The following is a 20,490-nucleotide window of genomic DNA, read 5'->3' on the forward strand; positions in this document are numbered from 1 at the left end:
GACCGGTGGTAATAATTAAAATCGGAGGTAGTCCAATTGTCGGTATAGTCAACAAGACGCGTAGCCAATCTGGCTTTCGCAGGAGGATATTTTTATGTCGAATATTTATTTGGATCGAGTGAGATCGGAGATAATTGCGAAAACTGAAGAGTTTTTGTCGCACGGCGGCGAAATTCAAGAGGTCAGACCAGGTAAAACTGGTTATAAGCCACCCGTCAGAAGATCCGAATGGGTCAAAGATATAGCTAAGAAACCTGAGCCATGACTGCTTATCGCGCTACTCCTGGTGGCATTGCTCAGGGCGCAACTGAGTAAGTCACGCTGCTCTTCGACACTTTTTCGACACCTTTCCGGCCCAGAAAACGCAAAACCCCCGAAACGCTAGGCATTTCAGGGGTTTGGCAGGGTGTTCTGGAGCGGGCGAAGGGAATCGAACCCTCGTCATGAGCTTGGGAAGCTCAGGTAATGCCATTATACGACGCCCGCTTGGGGGTGCCTTTTTACCAGAAGGGCGGGGCTTAGTGAAGCCTCGGCGTTCAGGTAGGGCGAGTGGGCGGAATTCGTGAGCGGGATGGTGCAGTGAAACACCGGGGACGGAGGGTCTGGGGCCGGCCCCCGGCTGTGTGCGCTGGCTGCATCAGCCCACCATGGCGGCGATGGGCACGCCCTGGCTGGCGGGCAGGTAGGGGTTGGCCAGGACCGGGTGGCGCTGCGGCTGGAGGAAGGTCAGGAGGGCGTCCTGGGTTTCCTGCCAGGCCTTCTTGTGCTCCACGTCGATGAAGTGGCCGGCGTTGCGGATGGTGCGGAACTCGCAGTCACGGATCAGTTGCTGGAACAGCTTCGCCTCGGCCGGGGTGGTGTAGATGTCCAGCTCGCCATTCATGAACAGCAGCGGGATGTCGATGGCCGCGAACTTCTCCATGTAGCTGTCCGCGCTGAGCTTGAGCACTTGGCAGATGTGGAAATGCATCTGCTGGTATTCGTGCTCGTCGAGGCCGCTGACGTGGCGGAAGTTGTAGCGCTTGAACAGCTGCGGCAGGTACTGGCCGATGGTGTCGTTCACCAGGTTGCCGACATTGGTGCGGTCGCAGGCGGACAGGTAGTCCAGGCCGCGGTGCAGGTAGTCGAGCATCGAGGCGTTGAGCAGCGGCGAGAAGGAGTTGATCACTGCCTTCTGGATCCGCGCCGGGCGTTCTGCCAGGGCCAGCAGGGTGGCGACGCCGCCCCAGGAGAAGGACATCACCACGTCGGCGCGGTAATGCTCGATCAGGCCGAGCAGCAACTGCGCCTCGTACTCCTTGGTGATGAACTCGCGGCAGTCGTTGTGCACCTTGGACTGGCCCGCATACGGCTGGTCGTAGCAGACCACGTTGAAGTGCGGTTGCAGGTATTTCACCGTTTGCGCGAAGGAGGCGGTGGTTGCCAGCGATCCGTTGACCAAAATGATGGTCTGGCGCGCTTCCCTGTTGGCGTGAAACTCCGTGTGTACCCGGTGTTGCTGAATCTCGACGACGGCGGTTTCCGGCCTCATGTCGTATTCCTCCAGACGCAGGTCATGGTGCGCATCCACCATCGGATGCGAAGAAAGTACCCAGGCAGAGGAAAGCGTCTTGACGTGACAGCTTCATGTCACTCGACGAAAGTTAACAATCTCTTGATTTTCAAATGGTTACGACACCAAAAGACAGCTATCCGAAGCCGGTTAGGCGCGGAGGATTGGCTTCTGATCAGGCGGGGGAAGGTGCGGCTTGGGGAACAGCTGCCGCGAAAATCATTGTTGGTTGCGCTGCGTGACTCATTGGTCATGCTTGAGCCTGAGTTAAGCAGGGTGGTCCGGCGCCTGCAACCGCCACTGGGCGCCTGAGTCACATCGGTTTGCCGAAATCCGACGAAATGACATTTCTCATCGCGATTCTCCGGCGCTTTGGAGAAGCCGGATTACACTCATGTGATGGCTGTAACGCCCCCTGCCGAAGACGAGCGATCTCGCCGTGCTCCCCCTGAGGCCGATACCGCGTGCGGAGCGGTTCAATGGCACTTCATCCACGGTTCTCCACATTGCTGGTCCTGGCCCCGGCCGCTTGGCTGTGTGCGGAAGCCATGGCCGAGGATCGCTACGGTTGCGAGCAGCCGATCTCCGTGGCCTATACCCGCAACGTCGTGTTCTTCCATGACGACGTGGGCATCGATCCAGACCTGATCGCCGAGTTGGGCAAGCGCACTGGCTGCCAGTTCGAGACTTCGATTCGCCCGCGCGACGAAATCTGGCGCAAGCTGGAAAACGGCGAGCTGCAGATGGGCACCAGTGGCGTGGCGACGCCGCAGCGCCGTGCCTACACCTACCTGCTGCCGTACCTGTACATGCGCAACAAGCTGATCGTGCGTGACGACCTGGGCGAAATGAACAGCCTGGATGCCTTCCACGACATGCCTGGTGCGCGTCTGGGAGTGATCGCCGGTTACCGCCACGGGGCCTATATCGATGGCATGTTGCGCATCCTCAGGGCCGAAGGACGAGTGCTCGAGTACAAGGACGACGCGACGCGTTTCACTGCGTTGCTCAACGGCAACGTGGAAGGCGTCATCGGCCATGAGATGAACCTTGAGGGCGCGGTGAGTGATCGTCGTCAACGGGACCGCTTTCATGTGATAGATGTGATGCCCGGGCCGGCGACACCCCATAACCTGATGCTTTCACGCAAGCGCTTTACCCCGGCGCAGAGCGCCGAGTGGATGCGCTTGATGGAGACATTATGGCTGGATGGAACCCTGGCCCGGATCATGCGTAAGAATGCACCGCCGCAACAGGCGGAAGGACTGCTCGACAGCGGCTATCGCTACAGCTCCACGGACAGAGGCTGGTAAAGGATGAAGGCATTCGAACGGGGCATTCCACTGCAACTGCTGGTGGCCGGCGCCATCATCGCCAGCATGCTGGTGCTGGCGGGGGCGTTGCTTATCCAGGGATACCGCGGTGTGGAAGGCGCGCTGGTGACGGCGGCGGGGGAGTCGGCCAGTCAGTTGGGCGCGACCATCAACGAACGGATCCGCCGCCTGATCGACCCGGCGGAAAGCGCACTGCGCCTGCTGACCCACGATCCCATTTCGCAGACCGACAACTTGCCGGCCCGCCTCGATCGCCTGCCGATGCTGGTGGAGAACCTGCGCGCCAACCGCACCCTGAGCGCGGTTTACATCGGCTATCCGAACGGCGAGTTTCTGCTGATCCGCGCGCTGCGGGTGCCGGAGGTGCGCCGTACGTTGCAGGCGCCGGACGCGGTGAAATACCTGGTGCAGAGCCAGACGCTCAACGGCCAGGGCGGCCTGCTCGGCGAGTGGCGTTTCTACGACAGCGACTTGCGCCTGCTGCGCGTACAGGAGCGCCCCGACTACAACTACGACCCGCGACAACGTCCCTGGTACAACGAGGCGCGTCTCACCAGCAAGACGGTGCTGACCCAGCCCTACGTCTTCTTCACCACCCGCGAGATCGGCCTGACCCTGGCGCACCGCAGTGTTGACGGTGCTGCGGTGATCGGCATGGACGCCTCGGTCAACGACCTGGGCGGCGAGATGGGTGACCTGCGCCAGACTGCCCACACGGAACTGGCGGTGGTCGACGGCAAAGGCACGGTGATCGCCTACCCGGATCTGTCCAGGCTGATGGTCCATGAAGGCAAGGACCTGCGCCTGGCCACGCTGGCCGAGCTGAAGGTGCCCGCCCTGAGCGAGCTCAATGCCGAGAATGTGCCCTCCGGTACGCCGCAGTCTTATCGGGTGAGTGGCGAGGACTGGTATGGCATCTGGGTGCCGCTGTCGAACTTCACCAGCAACGAGGTGAAGGTGCTGATCGCCATTCCCGCCGTGGAGCTGCTGGCAGGCGCGCGGCAACTGCTGTTCAACCAGGCCCTGTGGAGCGGCACGCTGCTGCTTGTACTGCTGCTGATCGGCTGGTACATCGGCCGGCGCATCGCCCGCCCGCTGACCGCGTTGGCTGACCAGGTCGGCGCGCTGGCGGCTTTCGACTTTGCCCGGCCGGTGGGCGTGGAGTCGAAGATCGCCGAGGTTCGTGACCTGAGCAGTGTGATGGGCAGCATGTCGCGCACCATCCATAACTTCCAGGCGATCACCTTGACCCTGAGCCGTGAGACGCGCCTGGAAAGCATGCTCGAGGGCGTGCTCTCGCGCCTGGTGGAAGCGACTGGCGTCATGGGCGGGGCGGTCTACCTGCTGGACGATGAGGAGTGCCGTTTGCGCCTGGCCTGCTCGGTGCAGGGCGAGCAGTACCCGCAATCCATGCTGATCGAAGGCTTCACCGAGTCGGAGCTGGCCGAGCGGGTGGACCTGGCGCTGGCCAATCGCGGACAGTACCTGGAGGTTTCCCTGCGCAACCGCTCGGACGAGCTGCTGGGCATTCTGGTCCTCCAGCTGGCTGAAGAAGGAGCCCTCAGCCGCCAACCGCGCAAACCGTTCAAGCGTTTCGTCGAGGAGCTCTCCGGCGCCGCCGCCGTGGCCATCGAGACCCGGCAACTGATCGAGGCCCAGCAGCGTCTGCTGGATGCGATCATCAAGCTGCTCGCCGACGCCATCGACGCCAAGAGCCCCTACACCGGCGGCCACTGCGAGCGGGTGCCGCAGCTGGCCGACCTGCTGCTGCAGAAAGTCATCGACTCGCATGACGGCGAGTACGCCGGCTTCACCATGAGCGACGCCGAGCGCTACGAGTTCCAGATCGCTGCCTGGCTGCATGACTGCGGCAAGATCACCAGCCCCGAGTACGTGGTGGACAAGGCGACCAAGCTGGAGACCCTGTATAACCGTCTGCACGAGGTGCGCACGCGCTTCGAGGTGATCTGGCGCGACATCGAGCTGGACTACTGGCGCGGCATCGCCGAAGGCAGCGATATTGGCCTGCTCGCCGCCCGCCGCGACGCGCTGCACGAGTCGCTGCGCGACGACTACGCCTTCGTCGCCCAGGCCAACGTTGGCGGCGAGTTCATGAAGGACGAGGACATCGAACGCCTCAAGCAGATCGGCGAGCGCCGCTGGCTGCGCTATTTCGACGACCGCCTGGGCATCTCCCATGACGAGGCCGAGCGGTTGCAGGGACGACCGGAACGGCCGCTGCCGGCGGAGGAGTTCCTCCTCGCCGACAAGGCCGAACACCGCGTGCCCTGGGGCGAGCGCAAGCCGCCGGTGGTGAAGGACGACCCGCGCAACATCTGGGGCTTCGACATGCGCCTGCCGCCTTACGCGAGCAACTATGGCGAGCTGTACAACCTGGGCATTCGACGCGGCACGCTGAACGATGAGGAGCGCTTCAAGATCAACGAGCACATCGTGCAGACGCTGATGATGCTCACCACCCTGCCGTTGCCGCGCAACCTGCGCCGTGTGCCGACCATCGCGGCCAACCACCACGAGAAAATGGACGGCACCGGCTACCCGCGCAAACTCTCCCGCGAACAGATGAGCATCCCCGAGCGGGTGATGGCGATCGCCGACATCTTCGAGGCGCTGACCGCCGCCGACCGCCCCTACAAGGCGCCAAAGACGCTGTCCGAGTCGCTGAAGATCCTCGCCTTCATGGCCCGCGACCAGCACATCGACGCCGACCTGTTCCGTCTGTTCATCAGCCAGGGGGTGTACCGCGAATACGGCGAGCGTTTCCTCCAGCCCGAGCAGATGGACTCCGTGGATGTGCGCGCGATCCTGGAGATACTCGATGGGGTGAAGGCGTAGTCCTTCCAGCAGGCCCCTGAAACGCAAACCGCCGGCATCAGCCGGCGGTTTGCGTTTGTGGGGCGAGATCAGCGCTTGGCGAGGTTGGTGGCGTAGCGGTTGATCTGCGGATTCTTCGCCACGGTGCAGCTCTGCCCGGCGAGGAACTGCGAGGTCTTCAGGTAGTTCTGCTGTGGGTAGTAGGCGAACACGTAGCTGCCGTTCTTCACCGTGTCGATCAGCTTCTGCGCGACTTGCGGACGCACCGCCGGGCAGCCCAGGCTGCGGCCGAGGCGACCGAGGCCGGGGACGACCTTGGGGTCGGCATAGGCAGCGGCGTGCATGACGATGGCGCGCTCTTCGCTGTTGTCGTTGAAGCCGGGCTCCAGGCCCAGCAGGCGCAGGGAGCGACCGTGCTTGCCGCTGTAGGTCTGGCCGGTCTGGTAGAGGCCGATGGAGGACTGGTTGCTCTCCGGGCGGTTGGAGAAGGAAGTGGCCATGTCGTCGCCACTCTTCTTGCCATGGGCGACCCACTCCTCGAAGAGCAGCTTGCGCTGCTTCAGGTCGAAGACCCAGAGGCGCTTGTCGCGGGACGGCTTGGAATAGTCGATTACCGTCAGCAACTGGTTCTGGCCACCCAGCTGGGTGCTGGCGCACTGCAGCGCGCTGAGCGCCAGACGCAGGGTTTCGGTGTTGGTCGCCGGCGCGAGGCGGTGCAGTTCCTCGGCCGTGGGCAGGCGGGCAGCGGACGCGGTCTGCCAGCTACCGATCGCGAAAAGCGCGGCACTGGCGAGCGAAATCCGGAAGAACCCCCGTAACTTCAAAAAAGTCAGCATGAATACAACATTCCCGTTGAATCGATATGGTTTTTTCTGGGAAACGCCGCATTGTGCGCGATTTTTGACCAGTAATGTGGTTGTTTTTTAATCAAGTATGGTTCCGCCCGTCGGTAATTACGAACTTTTCAGTGCGGGAAAGCGCCGCAGCGCGCCGGTTTCCGGGAAGGAGGGCGAAATAAGCTCGCCCCGGACAGGTGCCTGGATTCTTTGTGTTTCGAGATTCTTCGGCTGCTTGCACGGCAGGCTTGAGGCCGTCTGTCCGCGGGGGAGTGCTGGCAGTTTGAAGGGCGCTGGAGAGAGCCGGTGCAGTGGAATGATGAAGACACTGTCAGGGAAATCCGGAGCGCCCTGTCGTCGCTCCGGTTCATCGCGTTACTGCACGCTCTGGTTCTTGACCGGCTTCTGCTCGGCCTTGCGGTCGTTGGTGGTGATCACGGTGAAGTCCGGGTTGCTACGCATGTCGCGGGTGGACGGCAGGTCGGTGATCACCAGGGTGCTGCCCACATCCATGCTGGCCAGCAGGTTGCGCAGGAACTCGCGGTCGAGGCTGAACTTGCCCAGTTGCTCGGCGGGTGAAAGGCCGCGCTGCGGGTCGCTGACCTGTACGCTGGTCCAGCGCAGGTTCGGGTTTTCGCTGTCGATCTCGGCCTGGGAAGGTTTCTCCATGAGGGAGAAGGCGGCGACGCCGGTCTTCTCCTCCGGGTGCTCGAAGGCGACCGGCGCGGTGCCGATCTGCAGCCCGCCGCGGTAGACGTAGAGACGGCGGTCGGCGCGGCTGACCAGCACGGAGACCGGGCCCTTTTCGGCGCCAGGGTCGCTCCAGAATGGCACCACCATGCCGCTGTCGTCGTGCGGGCCGGCGGCGCGTCCGTCACTGACGATGGGGGCGAGCAGGCCGGGGTGGTAGACCTCCACGGGGGAGCTCTTGGCGTCGGAGATGATCACGGTGGTGGTACTGAAACCGGTGACCTCGTAGAGCTTCTTGGCGAAGGCCATGGGCAGTCGGATGCAGCCGTGGGACGCCGGGTAGCCGGGCAGGTTGCCGGCGTGCAGGGCGATGCCGTCCCAGGTCAGGCGCTGCATGTAGGGCATGGGGGCGCTGTTGTAGAGGTCGGAGTGGTACTCGACCTTCTTTTGCAGGATGGAGAAGACGCCGGTGGGAGTTTCCTTGCCCTTCTTGCCGGTGCTCACCGTGGCTACGCCGATGGCAATGCCGTTGCGGTACACGTAGGCACGCTGTTCAGTCAGGCTGACCACCAGGGTGACCGGACCCGCCGGGGAGATTTCCGGGTACCAGAGGAACTGGCCGGGCTTGAGTGTCTTCAACGCGGCCTGCAGGTCCGAGAGCGGCGAGGGCTTGCTCGGATTGGCAAAAGCGACGCTGGCGCTCAGGGCGATCAGCAGGGCAACCGACAGTTTCTTCATTACCTTTCCTTGGATCGCGGGCATGGCAGGGAGCTTAGCCAAGCGGCGCCGGAGGCTGCAAACTGCCGGGCTGAACGGTGCGCGTAGGGTTTTTCGGAACGTTGCTCAGGGCGTGGTACGCAGGAGCGGCTCAGCCGAGGTTGGCGATTTCCTGCGCGGTCAGTGCGCGGTATTCGCCCGGTTGCAGGGCGGCGTCGAGCGCGAGGCTGCCCATGCTCTCGCGATGCAGCCGCGTCACCTTGTTCTGGAAGTGGCCGAACATGCGCTTGACCTGGTGGTAGCGGCCTTCGTGCAGGGTCAGGCGCGCGGCACGCGCGCCGAGGATTTCCAGTTGGGCGGGCAGGGTGGTGAGGTCTTCGAAGGCGAAGTACAGGCCGTGCTCGAAGGTCGCGATGTAGTGCTCTTCGATAGGGTCTTCGGTCTCGACGTAGTAGACCTTGGGCAGCTTGCGCCCTGGCAGGGTCATACGCCGCGACCACTGGCCGTCGTTGGTGATGAGCAGCAGGCCGGTGGTGTTGTAGTCCAGACGGCCGCCGATGTGCAGCTCGTGCTTGTCCGGCTCGTCCAGCAGGTCGAGCACGGTGCGGTGCTCGGCGTCGCGGGTGGCGCTGACGCAGCCCGCGGGCTTGTGCAGCATGAAGTAGCGCGCCGGCTTGCCGGCCTGCAACAGTTCGACGTCCAGTTCTACGCGGGAGAACTCGCGCACCTCGTGGCGCCCGTCACGCACCACCTGGCCATCGACGCGCAGGCGGCCTTCGGCGAGCAACTGGCGGGCCTGTTGTCGGTTCAGGTGTGGCAGGTTGGCGATGAAACGATCCAGACGCATCAGGCGTTCTCGTCGTCCATGCCCTGCGGCGAAAGCCCGGCGGCGCAGCGTGGGCACAGGCAGGCGCGGTCGACCAGCTCCGGGGGGATGCGCTCCAGCGCGTTGCGGTCGATACGCGTGCTGAAGCACCAGCAGGACTGGCCTTCCAGCGCCGGGTCGGCCTGGGTGCAACGGTTGGACTGACCGCAGAGCGGGCAGCGATTGGGATCGGGAGCGACGTCGTTCATGGCCGGCCGGGCGAGCGTAGGCAGTGGAGCGGGCGCACAGGGTGCAGCGCCGATCCGCCTCGCGCAAGCGGATTCGGATCGGCGCGGGGTGTCGGTCAGGGAACTTCGACGCGTTCGATCCAGGGCTCCAGGCGCCGGCCGAAGGCGACTTCGGCGACGAAGGGCAGGGGCAGGCCGTCTGCGGTCCGATGCGGCTGCGCCGTGATTGCCTCCAGGCGTTCGCGCCACGCGTACGGCACGTTGATGTTGTCGGTGCTGATGGCGCTGGCGGTGCCGCCGAGTGTCCAGATGTGCTGGTAGTAGTTGGAGATGGGGCGCACACGACCGTGGATGATCAGGTAGCGCTGGCGGTCGGGGTAGCGCGCCCGAAGCGTCTGCAGGTCCAGGCCGACGTCCTTGAGCAGCAGGCGCGTGTCGGTCTTCTCCTCGCTGTCCAGTTCACGCCGGATGAAGTCGCGCTCGTCGGCCAGACGCGCATTCTGCGGTGCGGCGTCGGCGGCCTGGCGGGCCTCGTCGAGGCGCTTGCGCGTCAGTTGGACTTCGCGCTCGTACAGCGGGCCGGCCAGTTCCAGCACCAGCAGGGCGTTGCGCGATTGCTGGCGACCAAATTGTCGGGCGCTGTCGTCGTCCACCTGCTGGGGCATGTCGAAGCCGAGTTCCGCCATCTTGCGACCGTCGAGGGCAGGCTGCCAGCCGCGGTTGTGCTGGCGCGCCTCTTCATCCCGGCTGGGAGTGCGCCAGCGCAGGCGCAGGCTCAGGCCGCTGTTCTCGTTGTGCCAGGTGTTGTTGCGGAGTAGTTCGCGCTGGCTGAGGGGCAGTCGGCTGTCAGGCTCGGCCGAGCGGTTCCAGGCGACGCCGCCCAGGGCCACGGCATTGACCAGCAGGATCAGGCCGACGCCGCCGACCAGGGCGTGGGTGCGCGTCCAGTTCATGACGAAGTCCCTCCCAGCAGGCCATGGGCACGGCGCAGGCGGCGCAGCACCAGCAGGATCAGTACGGCGCAAAGGCCCAGCACGAGGAAGAACAGGTACTTGGGCATCACCTCCCACCACCAGTCGAAGAACTTGGTGTAGAGGAAGATCACGAAGAAGGTCAGCCCGGTGTTCACCACTTCCGGCCACTCGCGACGTGCGCCAAGCCAGATGACCAGCGCGGAGACGACGAAGCCTAGTACCTGGTAGAGATTCTCCACCGCGGCGAAGCCCAGCGGCAGGTAGCTGCCGCCACCCCAGTTGGCCAGTACCAGCATCGGCAGGAACAGCCCGAGGAGACCGAACACCCGGTAGATCGTGGCGAAGCCGTCGAAGCGGTTCTGCCCGATGAACGACGGGACGAGGAAGATCAGCAGGGCGGCGGGGAAGAAGTTCTCCGGGCGCTCCCCCACATCCAGCCAGTAGACGCCGCTCCAGGTGCCGACCCGCGCGGCGACGTAGCCCATCAGACAGATCAGCGCGGCTGCCAGCAGCAAGCGTGTATTGCAGGTGTAGGCGAGCAGCAGGGCGTAGGCGGCCCAAGGCAGCAGGGCCTTGTCCGAAGGCGTGATGTTGAAGATCTGCCCGACCATCACGACGTTCAGCACAAAGCAGGCGAACGCCAGCATGGCGCCGAGCTTGGCGAAGTAGCCGGAAGCGTCGCGGCGTTGCAGGAAGAGCGTCAGCAGCAGGCTGATCAGGGAGGCGCCGATGAGGGTGAGTACCTGGGCGGTTTCCGCGAACAGGCCCCAGAATTGGTAGAACAGGAAGAACAGGCTGGCGGCCAGTGCCAGCGCGCCGAGGAAAGAAGCGATGCGCATGCCGAGGGACAGGCGGTGGTCCTGGCTGTCGCGGTCGATGTCGAAGCGCGCGTGGTAGTCGGCGAGCAGGCGTTGCTGGTGGTCGTGCAGGCGGTCGCGCTGGGCGGTGTCGAGGACGAGGGCTCCCTCGTCGTGCAGGCGGCGCAGCTCGCGGTCGAAGGCCAGGATATCGTTGACGCGGTGCTGCGCCTGCTGGTGGCTGAGGTCGGGCATGACCGGTCCTTGCGGCGGGTGATGCTGGAACTCTAGCGGGTGGCGCGGCGGGGTTCCATGGGCGAATGGCCGCGGTGGGGCAAGCGTGGCGTTTTACGCCATCGCGGGCATGGCCCGCTCCTACAGGTCTGTGCCTCCTGCAGGAGCGGGCCATGCCCTCGATCACCGAGCGAAACGCGATTCAGAGCGCAAGGTCGTAGGATGGGTGGAGCGCAGCGATACCCATGCTGGCGGAGCATAGGACTGATGGGTATCGCTGCGCTCCACGCCATCCTACGGGGAGCCTGCCGTACTTAGCTGCGGCTCTGCAGCCAGGCTCGCCAACCGCCGAAGCGGCTGATGTCCTCGGCGCCATTCAGGCCCCAGGCGTCGCAGATGAAGCCGGTTTCCCAGCTGTCGTCTTCCAGCTGCACCTTGCCCAGTCCCAGTGGCGCCGGGATGCCGGTGAGGAAGGAGCCCAGCTCGGCGCTGGGCAGCTCCCAGACTTCCACCTCGATGGCCACGCCACCCTCGTCCACTCGCAGCATGCCGGGGCGCAGCGGCGGGCCGCCGGCGAGGGCGTAGAGCTTGTAGGTCGGGGCGCTTTGAGTCGCGCGCAGCAAGCGCGCGCCGCGCTGGCGCAACTGCCAGTTCAGCGCCAGGCCGTCCAGGTGCGCGCCGCAGACCACCAGGCGCACGCGGTCGTTGCGCGCGGTGTTGGCGGAAGACGCCGGGGCAATGGCGTTGCCGCCAGTGAGCGGCAGGTTGTGCCGGCGCTGCAGTGCATCGGCCACGCCGAGCAGGTACTGGTCGGTGAAGGCGCGACCGAACAGCGTCACGCCCCACGGCAGGCCGTTGTCCATGAGGGCGCTGGGTACGGCGACGGCGGCGTAGTCCAGCAGGTTCATGAAGTTGGTGTAGTACCCCAGGTCGGAGTTGCGCTTCACCGGTTCGGCGTGCAGTTCGTCCAGTGTCACCGGACGGCCGATGGTGGGCGTCAGCACGCAGTCGAGGTCGGCGATGATCGCGTCGCATTGCGCCTTTAGCTCCTGCAGCCGGTATTGCGCTTGGAATGCCTGTACGGCGGTTGCGCCGGGGGCTTTCGCCAGCACGTCGCGTATCACCGGCAGCACCGCCTGCGGGTCACGTTCGATCAGCTCGCCCGCCACGCTGTAGCGCTCGGCTACCCACGGGCCTTCATAGAGCAGGCGCGCGGCCTCGAGGAAGGGCGCGAAGTCGATTTCCCGCGCCTCGCCGCCGAGGGCCTTGAGCTGGTCCAGAGCGTCGGTGAACAGCACCGGGCCTTCGTGGCAGCCGAAGAATTCCAGCTGATTGGCGCGGGGGACGCCAAAGCGAAAGCGTTTGGGGGCGCCGAATGCACCGGCATCGTTCCACGCCGGGTTGGCGCGGCTGTAGCCGTCCTGCGGATCGAGCCGTGCAGTAAGGGCGAGCAGCTCGCTGGCCTCGGCGGCGCTGGCGGTGAAGTAGGTGATGCAGTCCAGTGTGCGGCAGGCCGGCACCAGGCCGTGATTGGACAGCAAACCCTTGCTCGGTTTCAGTCCCAGCAGGCCATTGAGCGCCGCCGGCACACGGCCGGAACCAGCGGTGTCGGTGCCCAGGGCGAAGCTCGCCACGCCCAGCGCCATGGCCAGCGAGGAACCGGCGCTGGAGCCGCCCGAGGGGTACTCCGGCAGCACGCTGTTGCGGCATTCGCCGTAGGGCGAGCGGGTGCCGTTGAGACCGGTGGCGAACTGGTCGAGGTTGGTCTTGCCCAGCGGGATGGCGCCCAGTTCGATCAGTTGCCGGACCAGTGTCGCGGAGGTTTCCGGTGTGTAGGCGAAGGCCGGGCAGGCGGCGGTGGTGGGGATGCCGGCGAGGTCGATGTTGTCCTTGATGGCGAAGGGGATGCCGTAGAGCGGCAGGCTTTCCGGGGACTTGCCGTCCAGGGCGGCGAGGTAGGGCTCCAGCTCTTCCAGGCTCAGCAGGTGGATGAACAGGTGGTAGTCCGGGTTCAGGGTGGCGGCCTTGTCACGCAGTTGGGCGATCAGCTGGCGCGGGGTGGCGCGGCCCTCGCGGTAGGCGGCGCGCAGGGTGGGCAGGCGGAGGTCGAAGGTGTTGGGCATGGTTGGGGTTCCTGTGCTGGGCGGCTACCCTCTCCCCGGCCCTCTGACTGGGCGTCCCCCCCATGAAGGGAGAGGGGGAAGAGCAGTCCGGCGCGGGGTTGAGTTCAATCCAAAGGCTTGGCCGTGGTTTCAGGATGAATCAGTTGCTGCTCCCTGCTCCGAACGGCTCCCTCTCCCGCTTGCGGGAGAGGGTTGGGGAGAGGGGCTCTCTGCAGTCGACTACGTCAGCTCAAGCCTCCTCCATCACCACCACCCGCTGCCCGGCCCGCACCGGCGAGCCGGGCTGCACGCGGACCTCGCGCACCACGCCGTCGCGCGGGGCGGTGAGGGGGATTTCCATCTTCATGGATTCGAGGATCACCAGGATGTCGCCGGCCTTCACGCTGGCGCCGGCTTCCACCTGCACCTGCCAGAGGTTGCCGGCGATGTGGCTTTCGACCGCGTGCTGGCCGACGCCGAGCGGAGCGTCCTCGCCGGTGTCGACGGCGGCTTCTTCGCTCTCGAAGTGCGCCTGGCCGGAGGCGATCCAGCGCTCGCGCTCGGCATCGAAGGCGGCACGCTGGTGGCTGCGGAAGGCGTCGATGCTCTCGGCTTCCTTGGCGAGGAACTGTTGGTAGTCGGCCAGGCGCAGTTCGCTGTGCTCGATGTGCAGCGGGTAGCGGCCCAGCGGGAAGTCGCGGCGAATGCGCAGCAGCTCCTCGGCCGAGACCGGGTAGAAGCGCACCTGGTCGAAGAAGCGCAGCAGCCAGGGCTTGCCGTCGAATGCCGCGACCTCGCGGTAGCGGTTCCACATCTGCAGGGTGCGGCCGACGAACTGGTAGCCGCCAGGGCCTTCCATGCCGTAGACACACATATAGGCGCCGCCGATGCCCACGGAGTTTTCCGCCGTCCAGGTGCGCGCCGGGTTGTACTTGGTGGTGACCAGGCGGTGGCGCGGGTCCAGCGGCGTGGCCACCGGTGCGCCGAGGTAGACGTCGCCCAGGCCCATCACCAGGTAGCTGGCCTCGAACACGGTGCGGTACACCGCTTCGAGGTCCGGCAGTTCGTTGATGCGGCGGATGAACTCCAGGTTGCTCGGGCACCAGGGCGCGTCCTTGCGCACGGTGGTCATGTATTTCTCGATGGCCAACTGGCAGGCCGGATCGTCCCAGGACAGCGGCAGGTGCACGATGCGGGACGGCACCTTGAGGTCCTGGGCGGCGCAGACCGCGTCCCAGAGACCAGCGACGGTTTCCAGCAGGCTTTGCAGCGGCAGGGTTTCCGGCTGGTAGTGCACCTGCAGCGAGCGGATGCCGGGGGTGAGATCGATCACCCCGGCGAGAGCTTTGGCTTCCAGCGCCTGCATCAGCGCGTGGGCGCGGAAGCGCAGCACCAGGTCCAGCTCGGGCTGACCGATTTCCAGCAGCAGGTGGGTATCGCCGGAGAGGCGGGCAACCAGGCGGGTGTCGTCCTGGCCGAGGTCGAGGACGATGGGAGACGTGAGTGAGGCGCTCGGACTGCCCTCACCCCCCGCCCTCTCCAGCAAGCGGGGGAGTGGGCTGTCTGTGCCACCGGCAAGCGCTGTGCTCGCAGGCGGCACCGAACTGCCCCCTCTCCCTCCGGGAGAGGGCTGGGGTGAGGGCAGACCGGCGGTGCCGGAGCTGACATCTCCTGTAGGAGCGAGCTTGCTCGCGAACCCGCCCAACTCCTGGAGCTCCGGCAGAATGCTTTCGCGAGCAAGCTCGCTCCTACAGAGAGCTCGGTATTCGGTGGTTTGGGAGCGGCTCAGCGATCGGGCGGTGGACAGGTCTACCGGCAGGAAGCGCACCTTGTCCCCTGCCTTGAGCTGGCCGAGCTGCCAGAGGTCGGCTTCGATCACCGTCACCGGGCAGACGAAGCCGCCCAGGCTCGGGCCGTCCGGGCCGAGGATCACCGGCATGTCGCCGGTGAAGTCCACCGCGCCGATGGCATAGGGATTGTCGTGGATGTTCGACGGGTGAAGGCCGGCCTCGCCGCCGCTTTCGCGCACCCACTCCGGTTTCGGGCCGATCAGGCGAACGCCGGTGCGGCTGGAGTTGAAGTGCACTTCCCAGTCGGTGGCGAAGAAGGTGTCGATGTAGGCCGGGGTGAAGTACTCCGGCGCGCCGTGGGGCCCATAGATCACGCGGACCTGCCGCACGGCCGGCAGAGAGGTGCGCAGTTCAGTCGGAAGGCTGGCGCCGTGAGTGTCGTCTGCCAGCTCCGCCAGGTGCAGCACATCGCCAGCCCGCAGGGCACGGCCGCCGTGGCCGCCGAACTGGCCGAGGGTGAAGGTGCTCTTGCTGCCCAGATAATCCGGCACCTGCAGGCCGCCGCGCAGGCACAGGTAGCTGCGCGCGCCGGTGCCGCCGACAGTGCCGAGGCTGAGCGTCGACCCGGCGGCGACGAACAGGGATGTGTCCATCGGCTGCTCGACGCCATCCAGGCTGATCGGCAATGCCGCGCCGGTGACGGCCACGACGGCATCGGTGTTGAAGCGCAGGGTCGGGCCGCTCATGGTGATTTCCAGCGCGGCAGCGCCTTCGGGGTTGCCCAGCAACTGGTTGCCCAGACGCAGAGCACGATCGTCCATCGGCCCGGACGGCGGCACGCCCACGGCCCAGTAGCCGAGGCGGCCGGGGTAGTCCTGCACGCTGGTCTGGGTACCGGCGCTGAGTACCTCGAAGGTTGTCGCGCGGTACCGTAGGCCTTCCAGGCAGCGGGTCCAGGGCGAGCCGCTGGCGAAGGGCGCGTCCGCCAGGATCTGCCGCAGGTAGTCGCGGTTGCATTCCACGCCGTAGAGCAGGCTGCCTTCGAGGGCGCGGTCGAGGCCAGCGCTGGCCTGCTCGCGGGTCGGCGCCCAGGCGATCAGCTTGGCGATCATCGGGTCGAAGTAGGGCGGAATCTCGCAGCCGGCCTCGACCCAGGTGTCGATGCGCAGGGTCTTGCCGTCGGTCGTCGGGAACTGCACGGCGGTGAGCAGGCCGGGGCAGGGCTGGAAGTCGCGACCGGGGTCTTCCGCGTACAGGCGCGCCTGGATCGCATGTCCGCTGGGCTTCAGCGCGTCGGCCAACTCGGCCAGGGGCGGCAGGTCACCGGCGGCCAGTTCGATCATCCAGCGCACCAGGTCGACGCCCCAGACCTGTTCGGTGACACCGTGCTCCACCTGCAGGCGGGTGTTCACTTCGAGGAAATAGAAGCGCTGTGCCTGGCTGTCGTAGACGAATTCCACAGTGCCGGCGCTGCGGTAGCTGACGGCTTTCGCCAGCTGGATCGCCGCCGCGCACAGGGCCTCGGCCATGCCGTCGGGCAGGTTGGGCGCCGGGGTTTCCTCCAGCACCTTCTGGTTGCGTCGTTGCACCGAGCAGTCGCGCACGCCGAGGGCGATCACCTCGCCCTGGCCGTCGCCGAACACCTGCACTTCCAGGTGGCGGGCGCGCTCGATGTACTTCTCGATGAACACGCCGGAATCGCTGAAGTTGTTCTGCCCCAGGCGTTTCACCGCATCGAAGGCGTCGCGCAGCTCATCCGCCGAGCGGCACACGCGCATGCCGATGCCGCCCCCGCCGGCGGTGCTTTTGAGCATCACCGGGTAACCGACTTCTTCACCCGCGAGCAGGGCGGCTTCGAGGTCGGGCAACAGATCGGTGCCTTCGAGCATCGGCACGCCCTGTTCGCGGGCCAGGGCGCGTGCCGTGTGCTTGAGGCCGAATACCCGCAGTTGCTCCGGCGTCGGGCCGACGAAGGCAATGCCGGCAGCTTCGCAGGCTTCGGCGAAGGCGGCGTTCTCGGAAAGGAAGCCGTAGCCGGGGTGGATCGCTTTGGCACCCGTGTCGCTGGCGGCCTGAAGAATCTTCTCCACCATCAGGTAGGTGCTGGATGCCGGGCCCTCGCCGAGGCTGATGGCCTGGTCGGCCTGCTGGATGTGCAGGCTGGCGGCATCAGCTTCGGAGTACACGGCTACGCCTTCTACTTGCAGCTCACGAAGGGTGCGCAGGATGCGGCAGGCGATGGCGCCGCGGTTGGCGATCAGGAGCTTGTCGAACATGAGGGCGTCCCCATGGGGTGGCGGGCCGTCCCGCCGTCATTCGGTGCGCGCCACGGTCGTCCGTGGCGTCGTTGTGCACTTCGTAGGAGCGAGCTTGCTCGCGAACCCGCTTAGCGCTGCTGTGTCAGGGGGGCTTGTTCGCGAGCAAGCTCGCTCCTACAGGTTCCGGTCACGCGCAGCGTGGGGCTGCACTGGGCGCTGCGGCTCTGGCAGAGCGCGAACAGCCAGCGGCGCAGGCGAGAGGTCAGTCCCATACCAGCAACTCCGCCGGCGTCGGGTTCCAGCCGTTGCAGGGATTGTTGAGCTGCGGGCAATTGGAGATCAGGACGATGACGTCCATGTGCGCGAGCAGCTCGACGTACTTGCCGGCAGCGGAGATGCCGTCCTCGAAGGTCAGGCCGCCTGCGGCGGTGACTGGCACGTTCATGAAGAAGTTGATGTTGTGGCTGATGTCGGCCTTGCTCAGGCGGCCGTCGTGAAGGCTGGCGCGCAGGAAGTTGTCGCGGCAGCTGTGCATGTAGCGCTTGTCCAGGGCGTAGCGCACGGTGTTGCTTTCCTGGGCGCAGGCGCCGCCGAGGGTGTCGTGGCGGCCGCAGGTGTCGGCGGTGATGGTCAGCATCGGGTTGCCGAGGTTGGACCAGAGCACGCTGCCGGCGCTGAGGTAGACCTGCCCCTGTTTGCGCAGGGTGCGCTGCACGTCGTAGCGCTCGCGCGGGTTGGCGGCGCTGAAGAACAGCGTGTCCACCGCCTGGTTGCCCTCCAGGTCGAGGATGCGCAGGGTCTGCCCGGCCTTGAGTTCGGTGAGGCTGGGTTCGCCGGCCGGGATCAGGGTGCGCGAGACACAGGCTTCGGGGTGTTTGTCGCTGGGGACGATGGGCATGCTCGCGCTCCTTACAGGTACTGGCGTTCGGTGTTGTGGAAGCCGCGGCCGTTCTCCGCGCGGGAAGTGCGGCAGAGCACGCTGATGCCGTCGGCGGCGACCTGCTGCCAGGTCAGGCCGATGGGCTTGGGTGCGTATTGCGGGTTCGGGTCCAGCGGGTGTTGCAGGGCGGTGAGGACGACGAGGGTGTCCATCGGTGCGTAGAGCTCGACGAAGTCGCCGGCTTTCGAGTTGCCCGGCGCGAAGTGGAAGCAGCCATCGGCGTCGACGTCCACGCGGCTGAACAGGTTCAGGCACATCAGCAGGTCCTGCAGGCGCATGTCCCACTTGCCCATTTCCACCAGCAGGTTGTCCACGCCGTTGCGGTAGAAGCCGTTGCGCAACTCCTGGTAGCGGCCCTGGCCGTATTTCTCCTGCACTTCGGCGGCGTTGAGCACGCCGCCGAAACTGTCGTGCCAGCCACAGCTGTCGGCGGTGATGGCAGCCAGTACGCGGCCCATGTCCGAGTACAGGCAATGGCCAGCGGTGAGCTTGGCGGTGTGCTGGCACTTGAGGCTGTCGGGCAGGTTCAGTCGCTCGCTTTTCTCGGCGGCACTGAACAGCAGCACGCTGGCGTTGCTGCCACCTTCCAGGTCGGTCAGGCGCAGCAACTGGCCGCGCTTGAGAACGAACGAGGTGTGGCCGCCGCCGGGGACGGTTTCTTCGTAGAGGGTGGTACGCAGGTCATTCATGGCGGGCTCCTTAGTAGGCCGGCGTGATCAGCGGGGCGGCGGCCGTTTCCAGGCGCGCGGCGAGCGGTTCGGGCAGGGCGGCGCGGGCGGCCTTGCGGTCGGCGTTGAGCGGGATGTCGTAGGTGATGCGGGCGCCATAAGCGGTGGGCGCCTGCGGATCGTGGCGGACCTTGTCGAAGACCAGCAGGCGGGTGCCCAGGCTGAAGCCCTCGGCCAGGTCGTGGGTGACCATGAATACGGTGAGGCGGGTTTCCTGCCACAGCTCCAGCAGCAGGGCGTGCATGTCCTTGCGAATGCCTGGGTCGAGTGCGCCGAAGGGCTCGTCGAGCAACAGCACGCGCGGCTTCATCACCAGCGCCTGGGCGATGGCCAGGCGCTGCTGCATGCCACCGGAGAGGGCGCTGGGATACTGCTTGAGCGCATGGCTGAGGCCGACCCGTTCCAGCAAGGCGGCGGCCTGTTCGCGGGCCTCGCGCTTGGCGCTGCCCAGCAGCCGTCCGAGCAGCGGCGAGCGTGGCAGTTCCAGGCCGAGGGCGACGTTGTCGAGCACGGACAGATGCGGGAACACCGAGTAACGCTGGAACACCACGCCACGGCTCGGGTCGGGTTCGCCGGGCAGCGGCTGGCCTTCGAGCAGCAGCTCGCCACGGCTGGGGCGCTCCTGGCCGAGCAGCAGGCGCAGGAAGGTGGACTTGCCGCAGCCGGAGGCGCCAACCAGGGTGCAGAACTCGCCTTCCTTCACCTCGAGGTTGAGGCGTTCGAGCACCACGTTGCCGTCGTATTCCTGCCAGACATTCTTCACGCTGATGAAACTCATGCCTTGCCTCCTTCGTACCAGGGGAAGGCGCGACGGGTGAGCGCACGCAGCGCCCAGTCCATCAGCCAGGCCAGCGCAGTGATCCACACCACGTAGGGCAGGATCACGTCCATGGCGAGGTAGCGGCGCACAAGGAAGATGCGGTAGCCCAGGCCGTCGGTGGAGGCGATGGCTTCGGCAGCGATGAGGAACAGCCAGGCTGAGCCGAGCATCAGGCGCAGGGAAATGAGCAGGCGCGGCATCAGTTGCGGCAGTACCACGCGCAGGATCAGCGTCCAGGTGTTGGCGCCCAGGGTCTGCGCCTTGATCAGCAGTTCGCGGGGGATTTCCCTCGCGCGCTGCTCGATGTCACGGGCGATGCAGGGAGCGACGCCGATGACGATCAGCACCACCTTGGACAGCTCGCCGAGGCCGAAGACGATGAACAGCACGGGCAGGATCGCCAGCGGCGGGATCATCGACAACACGGTGAGCAGCGGCGAGAGCGGCGCGCCGAACAGCGGCACGCTGCCGGCGGCGATGCCCAGCACCAGGCCGAGCAGGGCGGCAATGCCCAGGCCCAGACCGAGGCGTTGCAGGCTGGCGCCGGTGTCCCTCCAGAACAGCACGTCGCCGGTGCGCTTGTCCTCGCTGAAGGCCAGGCGGTTCACCGCGTCGGCCATCTGCGCGGCGCTGGGCAGCAGCTTGTCGTTGGGGTTTTCCGCCAGCCGCGATGCCGACCCGGTGAAGTAGGCGAACAGCAGCAGGGCGAAGGGCAGCAGTACCAGGAACAGGCGGCCGCTGCGGTCGGGGGTTCGGTTGATCAGGCGCATGGAGTGTACCTGTGGGGTTCCGGTTGAAGCCTCCCTCTCCCTAACCCTCTCCCTGAAGGG

Annotated in this window: 17 protein-coding genes and 1 tRNA gene; 3 read left to right on the forward strand and 15 right to left on the reverse strand. The window is 65.9% G+C overall.

Annotation, left to right across the window (positions count from 1 at the left end):
* Positions 1-94 precede the first annotated feature (94 nt).
* Entirely contained in the window at positions 95-265 is a 171-nt protein-coding gene (locus tag FAS41_RS31400) for a hypothetical protein (protein ID WP_425467695.1), read from the forward strand.
* Between the two features lie 147 nt (positions 266-412).
* On the opposite strand, the gene FAS41_RS05480 is transcribed toward FAS41_RS31400, so the two are convergent.
* A tRNA-Gly gene (locus FAS41_RS05480) sits at positions 413-486 on the reverse strand.
* A 151-nt stretch (positions 487-637) separates the two neighbouring features.
* Complete coding sequence (locus tag FAS41_RS05485) at positions 638-1,531, reverse strand: alpha/beta fold hydrolase (RefSeq protein ID WP_138520614.1); 894 nt, start codon at positions 1,529-1,531, stop codon at positions 638-640.
* Between the two features lie 500 nt (positions 1,532-2,031).
* Here FAS41_RS05485 and FAS41_RS05490 point away from each other — a divergent pair, with 500 nt between their 5' ends.
* A complete protein-coding gene (locus FAS41_RS05490) occupies positions 2,032-2,865 on the forward strand; it encodes a substrate-binding periplasmic protein (protein ID WP_138520615.1) in 834 nt (277 codons plus the stop codon).
* Positions 2,866-2,868: 3 nt separating this feature from the next.
* Positions 2,869-5,742, forward strand: coding sequence for an HD domain-containing phosphohydrolase (locus tag FAS41_RS05495; protein ID WP_138520616.1), 2,874 nt, complete (start codon positions 2,869-2,871; stop codon positions 5,740-5,742).
* Positions 5,743-5,810: 68 nt separating this feature from the next.
* Here the strand turns inward: FAS41_RS05495 and FAS41_RS05500 are convergent, their stop codons facing one another.
* The 13 genes from FAS41_RS05500 to FAS41_RS05555 all read right to left on the reverse strand — a co-directional run bounded on the left by FAS41_RS05500 (position 5,811) and on the right by FAS41_RS05555 (position 20,430).
* Positions 5,811-6,557, reverse strand: a complete 747-nt coding sequence (locus FAS41_RS05500) for a murein L,D-transpeptidase catalytic domain family protein (RefSeq protein WP_138520617.1) — start codon at positions 6,555-6,557, stop codon at positions 5,811-5,813.
* Between the two features lie 375 nt (positions 6,558-6,932).
* Positions 6,933-7,985, reverse strand: a complete 1,053-nt coding sequence (locus FAS41_RS05505) for a L,D-transpeptidase (RefSeq protein WP_138520618.1) — start codon at positions 7,983-7,985, stop codon at positions 6,933-6,935.
* Between the two features lie 130 nt (positions 7,986-8,115).
* Positions 8,116-8,811, reverse strand: coding sequence for a pseudouridine synthase (locus tag FAS41_RS05510; protein ID WP_138520619.1), 696 nt, complete (start codon positions 8,809-8,811; stop codon positions 8,116-8,118).
* Positions 8,811-9,038, reverse strand: coding sequence for a cysteine-rich CWC family protein (locus FAS41_RS05515; RefSeq protein WP_138520620.1), 228 nt, complete (start codon positions 9,036-9,038; stop codon positions 8,811-8,813). Before FAS41_RS05515 ends, FAS41_RS05510 begins: the two co-directional genes overlap by 1 nt.
* Before the next feature lie 95 nt (positions 9,039-9,133).
* Positions 9,134-9,970 carry a DUF4824 family protein gene (locus FAS41_RS05520; RefSeq protein WP_138520621.1) on the reverse strand — a complete coding sequence of 279 codons (837 nt, stop codon included), beginning with the start codon at positions 9,968-9,970 and terminating at the stop codon, positions 9,134-9,136.
* Complete coding sequence (locus FAS41_RS05525) at positions 9,967-11,043, reverse strand: DUF2157 domain-containing protein (RefSeq protein WP_138520622.1); 1,077 nt, start codon at positions 11,041-11,043, stop codon at positions 9,967-9,969. Before FAS41_RS05525 ends, FAS41_RS05520 begins: the two co-directional genes overlap by 4 nt.
* 293 nt (positions 11,044-11,336) lie before the next feature.
* A complete protein-coding gene (atzF, locus tag FAS41_RS05530; RefSeq protein ID WP_138520623.1) occupies positions 11,337-13,145 on the reverse strand; it encodes an allophanate hydrolase in 1,809 nt (602 codons plus the stop codon).
* Between the two features lie 229 nt (positions 13,146-13,374).
* Complete coding sequence (locus FAS41_RS05535) at positions 13,375-17,190, reverse strand: 5-oxoprolinase/urea amidolyase family protein (RefSeq protein ID WP_138520624.1); 3,816 nt, start codon at positions 17,188-17,190, stop codon at positions 13,375-13,377.
* A gap of 110 nt (positions 17,191-17,300) precedes the next feature.
* A complete protein-coding gene (locus tag FAS41_RS30790) occupies positions 17,301-17,444 on the reverse strand; it encodes a hypothetical protein (protein WP_171049444.1) in 144 nt (47 codons plus the stop codon).
* A complete protein-coding gene (locus FAS41_RS05540; protein ID WP_138520625.1) occupies positions 17,435-18,070 on the reverse strand; it encodes an urea amidolyase associated protein UAAP2 in 636 nt (211 codons plus the stop codon). The genes FAS41_RS30790 and FAS41_RS05540 overlap by 10 nt, the downstream gene beginning before the upstream one ends.
* Before the next feature lie 11 nt (positions 18,071-18,081).
* Positions 18,082-18,801, reverse strand: a complete 720-nt coding sequence (locus FAS41_RS05545) for an urea amidolyase associated protein UAAP1 (RefSeq protein ID WP_138520626.1) — start codon at positions 18,799-18,801, stop codon at positions 18,082-18,084.
* 10 nt (positions 18,802-18,811) lie between these two features.
* Entirely contained in the window at positions 18,812-19,618 is an 807-nt protein-coding gene (locus tag FAS41_RS05550; RefSeq protein WP_138520627.1) for an ABC transporter ATP-binding protein, read from the reverse strand.
* The gene (locus tag FAS41_RS05555) at positions 19,615-20,430 is read right to left on the reverse strand and encodes an ABC transporter permease (protein WP_138520628.1); all 816 of its coding nucleotides are present in this window, start codon (positions 20,428-20,430) and stop codon (positions 19,615-19,617) included. Before FAS41_RS05555 ends, FAS41_RS05550 begins: the two co-directional genes overlap by 4 nt.
* Between the last annotated feature and the right edge of the window lie 60 nt (positions 20,431-20,490).

The sequence above is a fragment of the Pseudomonas nicosulfuronedens genome (assembly GCF_005877905.1).
Taxonomy (GTDB): Bacteria; Pseudomonadota; Gammaproteobacteria; order Pseudomonadales; family Pseudomonadaceae; genus Pseudomonas; species Pseudomonas nicosulfuronedens.